Source organism: Phytoactinopolyspora endophytica, from assembly GCF_004138495.1.
Classification (GTDB): domain Bacteria; phylum Actinomycetota; class Actinomycetes; order Jiangellales; family Jiangellaceae; genus Phytoactinopolyspora; species Phytoactinopolyspora endophytica.
Map to the genome: position 1 here is coordinate 206,694 of NZ_ML142857.1, position 11,736 is coordinate 218,429.

The 11,736-nt window shown below is 66.5% G+C and carries 12 protein-coding genes and 1 pseudogene; 10 read left to right on the top strand and 3 right to left on the bottom strand.

Annotation, left to right across the window (positions count from 1 at the left end; translation table 11 throughout):
• From ELR45_RS35465 to ELR45_RS18810, 4 genes and pseudogenes are all read left to right on the top strand, one after another.
• Nucleotides 1-430: sensor histidine kinase (locus ELR45_RS35465; RefSeq protein WP_420813906.1), on the top strand; the 430-nt coding region annotated here is incomplete at its 5' end.
• The gene (locus ELR45_RS18800; RefSeq protein ID WP_129667750.1) at nucleotides 427-1,101 is read left to right on the top strand and encodes a response regulator; all 675 of its coding nucleotides are present in this window, start codon (nucleotides 427-429) and stop codon (nucleotides 1,099-1,101) included. The genes ELR45_RS35465 and ELR45_RS18800, both read left to right, overlap by 4 nt.
• Before the next feature lie 110 nt (nucleotides 1,102-1,211).
• Nucleotides 1,212-1,466: pseudogene (locus ELR45_RS42805) on the top strand (SRPBCC domain-containing protein); the annotation flags it as partial.
• Between the two features lie 320 nt (nucleotides 1,467-1,786).
• On the top strand, nucleotides 1,787-2,899 hold the full coding sequence (locus ELR45_RS18810) for a lipid II:glycine glycyltransferase FemX (protein WP_129667751.1): 1,113 nt from the start codon (nucleotides 1,787-1,789) through the stop codon (nucleotides 2,897-2,899).
• Nucleotides 2,900-3,156: 257 nt separating this feature from the next.
• On the opposite strand, the gene ELR45_RS18815 is transcribed toward ELR45_RS18810, so the two are convergent.
• Nucleotides 3,157-4,518 carry a UDP-N-acetylmuramoyl-tripeptide--D-alanyl-D-alanine ligase gene (locus tag ELR45_RS18815; protein ID WP_129667752.1) on the bottom strand — a complete coding sequence of 454 codons (1,362 nt, stop codon included), beginning with the start codon at nucleotides 4,516-4,518 and terminating at the stop codon, nucleotides 3,157-3,159.
• A 168-nt stretch (nucleotides 4,519-4,686) separates the two neighbouring features.
• Here ELR45_RS18815 and vanH point away from each other — a divergent pair, with 168 nt between their 5' ends.
• The 4 genes from vanH to ELR45_RS18835 all read left to right on the top strand — a co-directional run bounded on the left by vanH (nucleotide 4,687) and on the right by ELR45_RS18835 (nucleotide 8,436).
• The gene (gene vanH / locus ELR45_RS18820) at nucleotides 4,687-5,646 is read left to right on the top strand and encodes a D-lactate dehydrogenase VanH (protein WP_240759865.1); all 960 of its coding nucleotides are present in this window, start codon (nucleotides 4,687-4,689) and stop codon (nucleotides 5,644-5,646) included.
• Complete coding sequence (vanA, locus tag ELR45_RS18825) at nucleotides 5,639-6,709, top strand: D-alanine--(R)-lactate ligase (protein WP_129667800.1); 1,071 nt, start codon at nucleotides 5,639-5,641, stop codon at nucleotides 6,707-6,709. Before vanH ends, vanA begins: the two co-directional genes overlap by 8 nt.
• 47 nt (nucleotides 6,710-6,756) lie before the next feature.
• Nucleotides 6,757-7,233, top strand: a complete 477-nt coding sequence (locus ELR45_RS18830; RefSeq protein ID WP_129667754.1) for a GNAT family N-acetyltransferase — start codon at nucleotides 6,757-6,759, stop codon at nucleotides 7,231-7,233.
• 93 nt (nucleotides 7,234-7,326) lie between these two features.
• Nucleotides 7,327-8,436, top strand: a complete 1,110-nt coding sequence (locus ELR45_RS18835) for a UDP-N-acetylglucosamine--N-acetylmuramyl-(pentapeptide) pyrophosphoryl-undecaprenol N-acetylglucosamine transferase (protein WP_129667755.1) — start codon at nucleotides 7,327-7,329, stop codon at nucleotides 8,434-8,436.
• Between the two features lie 24 nt (nucleotides 8,437-8,460).
• Here the strand turns inward: ELR45_RS18835 and ELR45_RS18840 are convergent, their stop codons facing one another.
• Both ELR45_RS18840 and ELR45_RS18845 read right to left on the bottom strand, forming a co-directional pair.
• Entirely contained in the window at nucleotides 8,461-9,567 is a 1,107-nt protein-coding gene (locus ELR45_RS18840; protein ID WP_129667756.1) for a sensor histidine kinase, read from the bottom strand.
• Nucleotides 9,560-10,255, bottom strand: a complete 696-nt coding sequence (locus ELR45_RS18845) for a response regulator transcription factor (RefSeq protein WP_129667757.1) — start codon at nucleotides 10,253-10,255, stop codon at nucleotides 9,560-9,562. The genes ELR45_RS18840 and ELR45_RS18845 overlap by 8 nt, the downstream gene beginning before the upstream one ends.
• A 122-nt stretch (nucleotides 10,256-10,377) precedes the next feature.
• Here ELR45_RS18845 and ELR45_RS18850 point away from each other — a divergent pair, with 122 nt between their 5' ends.
• Both ELR45_RS18850 and ELR45_RS38355 read left to right on the top strand, forming a co-directional pair.
• A complete protein-coding gene (locus ELR45_RS18850; RefSeq protein ID WP_129667758.1) occupies nucleotides 10,378-11,043 on the top strand; it encodes a M15 family metallopeptidase in 666 nt (221 codons plus the stop codon).
• 135 nt (nucleotides 11,044-11,178) lie between these two features.
• Nucleotides 11,179-11,736, top strand: a 558-nt coding sequence (locus ELR45_RS38355) for an aminoglycoside phosphotransferase/kinase family protein (RefSeq protein WP_420813907.1), incomplete at its 3' end; no start/stop codon positions are given.

An 11,736-nucleotide genomic window follows, 5' to 3' on the forward strand; every position in this document is an offset into this window, starting at 1 on the left:
GCGTGGTATCACCGATGTTCCAGCGCTCGTCGAGCGGTTCCGCGCCGAGCGCGCACCAGGCGCCCCGGTTCGGGTCGAGGTCGACGACACCGCACGAGCGCGGACACCCCGGGAGATTCAAGCCGCTGCCTACCGCGTCGTGGTCGAGGGTCTCACCAACATCCGCCGCCACGCCGCTCCCGGGTGTCCGGTCACGGTCTCCGTCGGATGTGAACCGGACGGCACACTCTCGGTGCTGGTTCTGAACGAGGTCGACCCACACCCTCGCTCCCCCGACTGGCGGCTCCGGGCGCACGCAGGCACCGGGCTCGTCGCTCTACAGGAGCGAGTCGTGGCCCTCGGTGGACACCTCGACGCCGGGCGCGACGACACGGGGTGGTGGCGGCTGGAGGTAACATTGCCCGCCTCGGACCAGAGGAGCGTCCCGTGACGGTGCACAAGACCCGCGTGGTGGTCGCCGACGACCAACGCGACATCCGGAGCTCCTTCCGGCTGGTCATCGACTCCCAACCGGACATGCACGTGGTCGGCGAGGCCACCGACGGATCGGCAGCTCTCGACACCGTGCGGCACCTGGTGCCAGACGTGGTGTTGATGGACGTCCGCATGCCGGAGATGGACGGTCTCGAGGTCACCCGAAGACTGATGGCAGACCCGCAAACCTCGGCATGCAAGGTGATCGTCGTGACGACCTTCGACCTCGACGAGTACGTCACGGCTGCACTTGCGATTGGTGCGTGCGGGTTCCTGCTGAAACGGTCCGGCCCCACCCTCCTCACCGAGGCCATCAGAGCCGCGGTCAACGGCGACATGCTGGTGAGCCCTCAGATCACCGTTCGGCTCCTCCGGCACACAACACTCGGGCGCGACGCACCGTCGCGAGCAACCACGGCGGAGTTGAGCACCCGCGAGAACGAGGTCGCCCGACTCGTCGCGCACGGACGGACGAACGCGGACATCGCCGAAGCGCTATACATCTCAACAGGCACCGTCAAGACCCACATCTCCAACATCGTCGCGAAACTCGACGTCCGCAACCGCGTCGGGATCGCCGCCTGGGCTTGGGAACACGGAGTCGCGCAGCCCTCGGACTACACCTGATCAGGACGACCTCGTCCCCCAAGGGGACGCGCGATTGCCATCCCCCCGAGCAACCAAGGTGACCACCTCGCGTTCCCGGTCAGTGAGCTTGTCGCGACAGGCGGTGGTGAGGGCCGGAGGGGTTCACCACCAGCACGCGGGCGTTCGAGTTCCGCGTCGGCGGGGAGTGGGACTTCGTGATGCACGGACCGGACGGGACGGACTACCAGGAGTGGATCTCCTGGACCGAGATCGCCCCGCCGGAGCGGATCGCGTTGCTTCACGGTGAGTCCCGCGGCGACCCGAACGCCTTCGAGTCGGTCCTCACGTTCGCGCTCGACGGCGCGGCGACCCGGATCGAGATGCGCACGGTGTTCCCCACCAAGGGTGACACACCTGACCTACACCGTCCGGGAACGGTAACTGTCCCGAACTCAGCGTTCTCCCGCCGAGGTCAGCTGCCCGCGGACGGCCCGGCCCGCCCTGGCGGCGACGACGGACGGCGATACGCGCTCACCCATGGGGCGGGGAGCCGACCATGTACGCCGACACCCGGAGTATATCGTCGGCATATCGAAAACCACATACGTGCTGGCAACACCACGCTTCCTTGACTGGGAGGCATGACCTACCGCGAACCAGCACGAACAGCAGCCCAGTCTCTGCCGTCCTCGTCTTCCTCGGCCGCCTGGCGCGCCCTCGGGCAATGAGTCTGACCGTCGGGCCGATCAGCACCGCCGAGCACTTGGAGTTCGTGCAGACACAGCGGTCGGTCAGCTTCCTGCAGACCCCGGCATGGGGCCGCGTCAAGACCGAGTGGCGCAGCGAGTCTCTCGGCTGGTACGACTGCCGGCAGCTGGTCGGCGCCGGGCTCGTCCTGCACCGCCCAGTGCCGCGGCTCGAGCGCTTCACGCTGGCCTACCTGCCCCAGGGCCCGGCCATCGACTGGACCGGCGAGATCGACGCGTGGCTCGACCCGCTGGCGGCCTATCTCAAGGCACACGGCGCGTTCGCGATCCGGCTCGGCCCGCCGGTGCGCACGAACACCTGGAGCGCGGCCGAGGTCAAGGAGGGCATCGCCGACCCTGGCAGCAAGCGGCTCACCGACCTGCCCAGCCAGCAGGCCGACCCGGTCGGCGCCCGGGTGACCAGCCGGCTCACGGACGCCGGCTGGCTGTCGCAGAGCCCGGACGACGGCTTCGGGGCCGGACAGCCCCAATTCACGTACGAGATTCCGCTGGCCGGCAGGACCGAGGACGATCTGCTTCGGGGCATGAACCAGCAGTGGCGCCGCAACATCAAGAAGGCGGCCAAGGAGGGCGTCGAGGTCACGGTCGGTGAGGACCTGAAGGCGTTTCACGACCTCTACGTCCACACCGCCGAGCGCGACCACTTCACGCCCCGGCCGCTGCGCTACTTCGAGACCATGTTCACGGCGTTGAGCGCCGAGGACCCCGAACGGATCAGGCTCTACCTGGCTCGGCACCAGGGCGCTCTGGTCGCTGCCACCATCGGAGTCCGCGTCGGCGCCCACGCGTGGTACACCTACGGCGCTTCCTCCACCGAGAAGCGCGAGGTACGCGGCTCCAACGCCTGCCAGTGGGCGGTGATCCGCGACTCGCTGGCGGCCGGCTGCGACGTCTATGACCTGCGCGGCATCACCCCCACCCTCGACGCCGACGACCCGCACGTCGGGCTGATCCAGTTCAAGGCCGGCACCGGCGGTCAGGCGGTGCGGTACGTCGGCGAGTGGGACCTGCCCCTGCGGCCAATGGTCTACCGAGCCTTCGACCTGTATACGAGGCGGCGCGGGCGATGAGCCCTGCTGACGACGCTGACAAGGCGATGATCACGAAGATCCGACCGGCACACCGCGCCGACGCCTCGGCCATCAACGAACTCCTGGACCAGCTGAGCTATCCGCAGCGCAGGACGGCCAGGCGGCGACGGCAGACCGGATCCAGACCTGGGCGGAGGACCCCTCCAGCGCAGGCTATGTTGCTGAAGCCGGCGACGGCCTACCCGGCACCGACGAAGCCGGATCCTGACCGGCCGAGCCATTCGAGTGCGGCCGAACTATTCGAGTGCGTCGGCGACCTCGTCGAGGCGCGCCGCGCGGGAGGCCTTGACGAGCACTACATCGCCGGCGGCGACGTGTGCGCGCAGCCAGTGGACGGCGGCATCGTTGTCAGCCAGCGCCACCGCCCGCTCCCCCGCGCCGTCGGCGATCGGCCGGGCGGCCTCACCGACCGCAACCACCACGTCGGCCCGGGCGGCGGCGTGCTCTCCGACGGCGCGGTGCTCAGCCTCGCTGTCGGCGCCGAGCTCAGCCATCTCGCCGAGGACGGCGATGCGGCGCCCGCCCTCGATCGCCGCCAACGCGTCCAGGCCGGCGAGGGTCGATTCGGGATGGGCGTTGTAGGAGTCGTTGAGCAGCGTCGCGCCGTCGGCGAGGTCGCGCAGCTCCAGACGCCACTTCGACGGCGAGACGGTGGCCAACGCTGCCGCGGCCGCCTCGAGGGGTACGCCGGCCGCCAGCCCCGCCGCCGCGGCGGCCGACGCGTTGAGCACCTGATGGGCGCCCAGGAGCGGCAGCGCGACGGGAGCCGAGGCATCGGCGGTTCGTAGCGTGAAGGACGGCCGGCCGAGCCGGTCCAGCGTCGGGTCGAGCACCCGGACGTCGGCGTGCTCGTCCGCTCCGTTGGTCAGCACCGGACCGTCGGTGAGCGCGCGCATCGCGACCACTCGGGGATCGTCGGCGTTGAGGACAGCGGTGCCGCCGGGCGCCAGCCCCTGCACCAGCTCGCCCTTGGCCTTGGCGATGGCCCCGCGCGACCCGAACTTGCCGAGGTGCGCCCGGCCGACGTTGAGGACGACGGCGATGTCGGGCGCGACCAAGCCGGCGAGCTCGGCGATCTGACCGATGTGGCGGGCTCCCATCTCGAGGACGAGGAACCGGGTGGCCGCGTCGGCCCGCAGCATGGTGAGCGGCACGCCGAGCTCGTTGTTGAGCGAGCCGACCGTGGCGATCGTCGGCCCGGCGCTCGACAGCACAGCCGCCAGCAGGTCCTTGGTGCTGGTCTTTCCCTGGGAGCCAGTCAGCCCGACGACAGTCAACCCCACTTGCCCACTGACTTCTGGGCGCAGCCGGGCCACGACGTGGGCGGCGAGCGCCTGCAGCGCGGCCTGGGCGTCCTCGACGACGACGGTGGGCAGCGGCGTGGGCCGAGAGCCGAGCACGGCCACCGCACCGGCTTCGCCCGCCTGGCCGACGTAGTCGTGACCGTCGGCATGCTCGCCGGCGAAGGCGACGAACAGGCCGCCCGGATCGGCCTGCCGGCCGTCGAGCACGGCCGGCGCGGTCACCGTCACGGCGCCGTCGCCCTTAACCGTGCCGCCGACGACCGCGGCGATCTCTTCGAGGTCGATCGGAATCATCCCCCCAGTCAACGCGGCGTGGCATATCGTCGGCGTATCGAAAAATCCATACGTGCTGGCAACACCACGCTTCCTTGACTGGGAGGCATGACCTACCGCGAACCAGCACTAACAGCGGCCCGCCGCGCCCGGTCGCTGGCGCCGCCGTCTTCCTCGGCCGTCCCAACGATGGGAATGACGATCTACGGATGCGGGCCGGACGAGGCCATTTTGTTCCTCCAGATGGCGCCTCGCTTCGGCGTTACGCCGACCATCACTGAGGCTGCGGTAACTGAAGCCAATATTGAGCAGGCATTGGGAAACCGATGCATCAGCGTGGGTCACAAGAACCACATCACCGATTCCACCCTTCTCGCACTCAGCAAGATCGGCGTGACGTACATCTCCACACGAAGCATTGGATGCAACCATATCGATGTGGGATACGCGGAGAGCGTCGGCATCTGTGTTGAAACTGTCGCCTATTCGCCCGATAGCGTGGCCGACTACACGCTGATGCTGATGTTGATGGCCGTGCGTAATGCAAAGTCCATGATCCGCCGTGCGGCTATTCACGATTACAGATTGCATGACGTACGCGGGAAGGAACTACGCGATCTGACCATCGGGGTCATTGGCACGGGACGCATCGGCGCGGCAGTCATGGACAGGCTGCGGGGCTTCGGTTGCCGAATCCTGGCCCATGACACTCGCCCGAAGACCGCTGCCGATTACGTTCCTCTCGATGACTTGCTACATATGAGCGACATTGTCACGCTCCACACACCGCTCAACCCGGATACCCACCATCTCCTCAATCGCCAACGGATCGAGCGGCTGAAGCATGGCGCGTTCATCATCAACACCGGACGCGGGTCACTTCTTGACACCGAGGCGCTCGTTCCAGCATTGGAGAGCGGCAGATTGGGCGGTGCGGCATTGGATGTCCTCGAAGGAGAAGAAGGCATATTCTACGCCGATTGCAGAAACAGACCCATCGAAAGCGAGCTGTTGCTGCGGCTGCAAGAGCTGCCAAATGTGCTCATCAGTCCGCACACCGCCTATTATACGGACCACGCCCTGAGCGACGCCGTTGAAAACTCTATTGTCAACTGCCTCAAATTCGAAAGCAGGAATCAGCATGGATAGGTTGAAGATAGGAATCATCTTCGGGGGTGGTTTCGAGGAGCATCCTATCTCCGTCAAGTCCGCGCAAGAAGTCGCCAAGAACCTCGATCTCGAAAAATACGAACCGTTCTACATCGGGATCACGAAGAGCGGCGCTTGGGTGCTCTGCGACGGTCCCGACGTCGGCTGGGAGGACGGCCTCTACCGTCCGGCCGTGCTGTCACCGGACCGAAGCATCCCCGGATTGCTCGTGCTGGAGCAGGGGCGGTACGAATTGATCGGCCTGGACGTCGTGTTGCCTGTCCTGCACGGCAAGATCGGCGAGGACGGCGCGATCCAAGGCTTGCTGGAGCTCTCCGGCATCCCCTACGTGGGCTGCGATGTCCATAGTTCCGCCGTGTGCATGGACAAGTCCCTCGCCTACATCGTCGCCGGCAGCGCGGGAATCGCCACGCCGAGGTTCTGGACCGTCACGGCGAACGAGGACCTCGAGACCGACCGGCTCAGCTATCCCGTCTTCGTGAAGCCGGCCCGTTCGGGTTCATCCTTTGGAGTCAGCAAAGTCTCCGCGAAAGAAGAATTACCGAGTGCACTGAAGACCGCACGACAGTTTGACTCGAAGGTGCTGATCGAGGAGGCGGTCGTCGGCAGCGAGGTCGGCTGTGCCGTCCTGGGGAACGATTCGGATCTGACGACCGGCGAGGTGGACCGAGTCGCTCTGTCTCATGGGTTCTTCAAGATCCATCAGGAGGATGACCCCGAAAGCGGATCCGAGAACGCGACCTTCATCGTTCCCGCGGACATTCCAGTCGAGTCACGCGCGCTCGTTCAGGAAACGGCCAAGTCGATCTATCGCGCTCTGGGCTGCCGGGGACTGGCGCGGGTGGACCTGTTCCTCACCGAGGATGGAAAGGTCGTCCTCAACGAGGTCAACACGCTGCCGGGCATGACCTCGTACAGTCGTTATCCGAGGATGATGGCCGCCGCGGGGTTGCCGCTTTCCGACGTGATCGACCGGATGGTGTCGTTGGCAATGAACGGAAAAGACGATGAAGGCAGATGTCACGTCAGAAATCCGTTTTGAATGGCGTCTGGAGTGTGGACATACCTGAGACGTTGACAGGGGAAGGCATGCAGATACGACTGGCACACACCGCCGACGCCGCGGCCGTCAACGAGCTGCTTCACCAGCTGGGCTATCCCCAAGATGGCACCGCGACGACAGCAACCCGAATCCAGTCCTGGGGTGACGACCCCTCAAGCGCAGCCTTTGTGGCCGATGCTGACGGCGACCTTCTCGGCATTATCGCGGTTCACATCTGCCCGTTCTTCGAACGCACCGGCTCCTGGGGTCGGATCGTGGCTCTGATCGTCACCGATCAAGCACGCCGCCAGGGCGTCGGCTGTCTGCTGGTGACAGCGGCGGAATCGTTCGCTACAAGCCGTGGATGCGTACGCATGGAGGTCACCAGCGGAGACGGCCGCCAAGACGCACACGGGTTCTACCGCCACCACGGTTACACCGACCAAACAGGAAGGTCATCCCGGTTCCTGCGCGATCTCAACGACACCAGCCGTCATGAAGATCAATTCCAAACTAGAACTTGACGCAGGACAACTACGTCTCGCGGGTCCTCGGACTGTTTCGCGACGACTTCGTGAATCCCGCGCCAACAGGATCGCTCGGCGACGGGGGCAGGCATGACGGCACCACGCGTCGTTGTCGCCGGCGGCCACTCGGCCGGGCACATCGAGCCCGCGATGAACTTCGCCGACGCGCTGCGTCGGCTGGAGCCCACGGCCGAGATCACCGCCCTCGGCACCGTCCGCGGCCTGGACACCACGCTCATCCCGGCCCGCGGCTACCCGCTCGAACTCATCCCGCCGGTGCCGCTGCCGCGCAAGCTGAACCGGGACCTGCTGCAGACACCGGGCAGGCTGCGCGACTCGGTCCGGGCGGCCGGGGCGGTGCTCGACCGCATGCGGGCCGAGATCGTGGTGGGCTTCGGCGGCTACGTGGCCGGGCCGGCCTACATCGCCGCCCGCCGACGCGGCCTGCCGATCGTCGTCCACGAGGCGAATGCCCGGCCCGGAGTGACCAACCGGCTGGCGGCCCGGATGACGACCCACGTGTTCACCGCCGCGCCGACTGTCCGGCTGGCCCACGCGACCGCCATCGGGATCCCGCTGCGACCGGCGATCACCACTCTCGACCGGCCTGCGCTGCGCGACACGGCCCGGCAGCGGTTCGGCCTACGACCCGACGGGCCGGTACTGATGGTCACGGGCGGCTCGCAGGGCGCCAGGGCGATCAACGCCGCGGTATCCGGCGCGGCCGCCGCGTTACGAGCGACCGGTGTGCAGGTGCTGCACATCACCGGGCCGCAGCACGTCATCGAGATGCCGGACGGCGACCTCGGCGACCCGCCCTACGTCGCCATCCCCTACGTCGACGAGATGCAATACGCGTACGCCGCGGCCGACTTCGTGATCTGCCGCTCGGGGGCGATGACGTGCGCCGAGCTGGCCGCCGTCGGCCTGCCGGCCGCGTACGTCCCGTTGCCGCTGCGCGGCGGTGAGCAGCGACTGAACGCCGAGCCGGTCGTCGCGGCCGGCGGGGCACTGCTCGTCGACAACGCCGACCTCGACCCGGCCTGGATCGAGACCACGCTGATCCCGCTGCTCACCGATCCCGAGCGGATCGCGGCGACGTCGGCCCACGCATCGGCGGCCGGCGCTCCTGACGCGGGCGTCGTCTTGGCCCGGCACGTGCTCACCACGGTCGGCGAGCGACGTAGGTTCGCCTCATGAGAACCACGGCAATTCCGCTGTTCGTCAGCTGCCAGTGTGCGGTGGCGCGGCGGGTAGTTGCACCGTGACGCGGAGCCCGCCGTTGGGGCGGGGGGCAAGGGTGAGGGTTCCCTCGTGTGCTTGGGTGATGCTTTTGACGATTGCCAGGCCGAGGCCAACACCTGCGTGGTCGGTGCGTATGCGTGCGGTGCCGCGCTGAAACGGCTCGCCAAGCGTGGATACCAACTGTGGGGAGAGCTTCTCGCCGGTGTTCTCGACAGTGAGCACCACACTCTCGGGGTGAACGCTGGTCGTGACCCACACAGTGCCCTGTTCAGGCAGATTGTGGACGATCGCGTTGTGCACGAGGTTCGTCGTCATCTGCAGCAGGAGCGCGTGTGAGCCGATGGTGGGGGTGATGTCCCCGGAGGTCTCGAGGGTGACGCCGCGCTTTTCTGCGAGGGGGAGAAGCGTTTCGGTGGCCTCTTCCGCTATGAGGGACAGGTCGACGTGTTCTCGAGTGAAGGACCGCTGGTCGATGCGGCTGAGCAGGAGCAATGCTTCGGTGAGGTCCATCGCTCGGGTGTTGACGAGGTGGAGGCGCTCGACGAGTTCGCCGTTGTCGCGGTTCGGATCTTTGCGGGCCACGTCGAGCAGTGTCTGCGTGATCGCCAGCGGGGTGCGCAGTTCGTGGGACGCGTTGGCTGCGAATCTCTGCTGTTCGGCGACGTGTGATTCGAGCCGTTCCAGCATCGTGTCGAAGCTGTCGGCAAGCTCGCGGAATTCATCTTTGCGGCCCTCTAGCCGAATTCGGTAGGACAGTGACCCGTCCGCGGCCATGCGTGTGGCGTCCGTGATGCGAATCAGCGGGGCAAGCACGCGGCCGGCGAGAATCCACCCACCTACGAGGCCGAACACCAGCAGGAACCCCAGCACTAGGATTGCCGCCGGGACGAAGACGGCTGGGCCAAAGCTGTATGGGTCGAAGGCGCGTCGGAAGTCGGACAGATCGGGAACGAATAGGGCGTTCGACGTTCCTCGCAGGAGGAACACCCACACGGCGCCGAGCAGGAAGGTGCCCGTGATCAAGAGGAACCCGACATAGCTGAGGGTAAGCTTGATGCGGACGCTCAACCCTTGACGCCTATCCACGCTCCGCTCCCCGGTCGTCGGCGTCCGGTCCTGTGTCGATACGGTAGCCAACACCCGGCACCGTAGCGATCAGCCACGGTTCGCCGAGCCGCTTGCGCAGGGCCGAGACCGTGATGCGCACGGCGTTGGTAAACGGGTCAGCGTTCTCATCCCACGCCCGCTCCAGCAACTCCTCGGCACTGATGACACCGCCCTCGGCGGCGACGAGAACCTCGAGCACGGCGAACTGCTTCCTGGTCAGCGCGACGTAGCGGCCGTCGCGGTAGACCTCGCGACGGAACGGATCCAGGCGTAGGCCTGCGATCTCTCGCACGGGTGGTCTGTTGTGCGCGCGCCTGCGGTCGAGCGCACGCAGCCGCATGACGAGCTCGCGCAGCTCGAACGGCTTGGTGAGGTAGTCGTCGGCGCCGAGTTCGAACCCGGAGGCTTTGTCGTCGAGCCGGTCGGCAGCGGTGAGCATGAGGATCGGCATGCCGCTGCCGGAGGCGACGATGCGTTTGGCGATCTCGTCACCGGAGGGCCCGGGAATGTCGCGGTCGAGGACGGCGATGTCATAGGCGTTGACGCTCAACAGCTCCAGAGCGGTGTCACCGTCACCGGCGATGTCGGCCGCGATCGCTTCCAGACGTAGCCCGTCGCGGATGGCCTCTGCCATATAAGGCTCGTCCTCGACGACCAACACACGCATCCTTTGATGCTACGAGCCAGCGCATATCGTCGGCATACCGAAAACCACATACGTGCTGACAACACGACGCTGCCTTCACTGAAGGCATGAACCAAACCGCAGCAGCACGAACGACGACCCGCATGACTCTCGGGCCCATCGCCGCCGGCCTGGTCGTCGCCAGCGCCGCGATCATCGGAACCCTCGTCTATCGGTCAGCATCGTCCTCAGCGCCCTCGTTCAGCGAAGTCCTTCGCGACGACCACGGTGGTACGACTACCGAGGACGACGGTGCGGTTGCCGAGGATGACGGTGCCCTCCCTGGCGACGTGACAGTGTTTGATGACGAGTATCCCGGCGTAGCCAACCTCGACCCCGACCTGCTCCAGGCCCTGCGCGAAGCGGCGACGGACGCCGCTGACGACGGTGTCGAGTTCAACGTCAATAGCGGCTGGCGAACACCTGCGTACCAGAATCAGCTTCTCCGTGAGGCGGTCTCGAAGTACGGCTCGGAAGAGGAAGCTGCCCGATGGGTCGCCACCGCGGACACGTCTCCTCACGTAGCCGGGAACGCGATCGACATCGGCTTCGATGCCAGGGCGTGGCTGTCCGAACACGGCGCGAAGTACGGACTGTGCCAGATCTACAGCAACGAGCCCTGGCACTACGAGCTGCGCCCCGCAGCCACCGATAACGGTTGCCCGGCCATGTACGCCGACCCCACGCACGATCCAAGGATGCACAATGACGGGCACGTCCGCCCATCCCGTCCCGACCCCGGTGACCCGGCAGGGCTGTCCCAAGCCTGAGTGGGACGCCTCGAGGCGCGAACACACATTCATAGCCATGTGGGCATCGAAAATCCGTGGCTATCTGTCGACAGCTTCGGTACCGTGCCCAAGGTTGCACCGTATGGAGGGTTCGACAGCGTTCGTGGGAGAAGGATGCAGGCGTCAGAGGTCCGACGGGCGATTGCTGCAGCCATGTCGACCGCCTCATTACTTGCCCTGACCGTTGACGACGCGATCGTTCTTCATGACTCGAACAAGCTCACCCTGCGTCTGCGGCCCTGTGACGTCCTGGCCCGGGTGGCACCCGTCGCTCATCAAGTCGCACAGTTCGAAGTCGAGCTTGCTCAGCGGCTCGCGGAATCCGGGTGCCCTGTGGCTGCTCTCGAGCCTCGTGTGGAGCCGCGCGTCTATGAGCGTGATGGATTCGTCGTCACGCTATGGACCTACTACGAACGCGTGACATCTCGAGAGGTCTCGCCAGCCGACTACGCCAATGCGCTCGAGCGGCTGCATGCCGGCATGCGCAAGCTCAATGTCCCGACGCCGCACTTCACGGATCGAGTCGACTCGGCTCAACAGCTCGTGGCGAGCCGCGACCGCACACCGGCGCTCGCCGACGCGGACCGGGAGCTGCTCGGCGACACGCTACGAAGTCTGAGACGAGTGATCGGCGAGCGCGGCGGCGCCGAGCAGCTACTGCACGGCGAGCCG

Coding starts and splice junctions, on each gene's coding strand:
- ELR45_RS18810 (WP_129667751.1), top strand. CDS start 1,787: ATGAGTCTGACCGTCGGGCCGATCAGCACCGCCGAGCACTTGGAGTTC.
- ELR45_RS18815 (WP_129667752.1), bottom strand. CDS start 4,518: ATGATTCCGATCGACCTCGAAGAGATCGCCGCGGTCGTCGGCGGCACG.
- vanH (WP_240759865.1), top strand. CDS start 4,687: ATGGGAATGACGATCTACGGATGCGGGCCGGACGAGGCCATTTTGTTC.
- vanA (WP_129667800.1), top strand. CDS start 5,639: ATGGATAGGTTGAAGATAGGAATCATCTTCGGGGGTGGTTTCGAGGAG.
- ELR45_RS18830 (WP_129667754.1), top strand. CDS start 6,757: ATGCAGATACGACTGGCACACACCGCCGACGCCGCGGCCGTCAACGAG.
- ELR45_RS18835 (WP_129667755.1), top strand. CDS start 7,327: ATGACGGCACCACGCGTCGTTGTCGCCGGCGGCCACTCGGCCGGGCAC.
- ELR45_RS18845 (WP_129667757.1), bottom strand. CDS start 10,255: ATGCGTGTGTTGGTCGTCGAGGACGAGCCTTATATGGCAGAGGCCATC.
- ELR45_RS18850 (WP_129667758.1), top strand. CDS start 10,378: ATGACTCTCGGGCCCATCGCCGCCGGCCTGGTCGTCGCCAGCGCCGCG.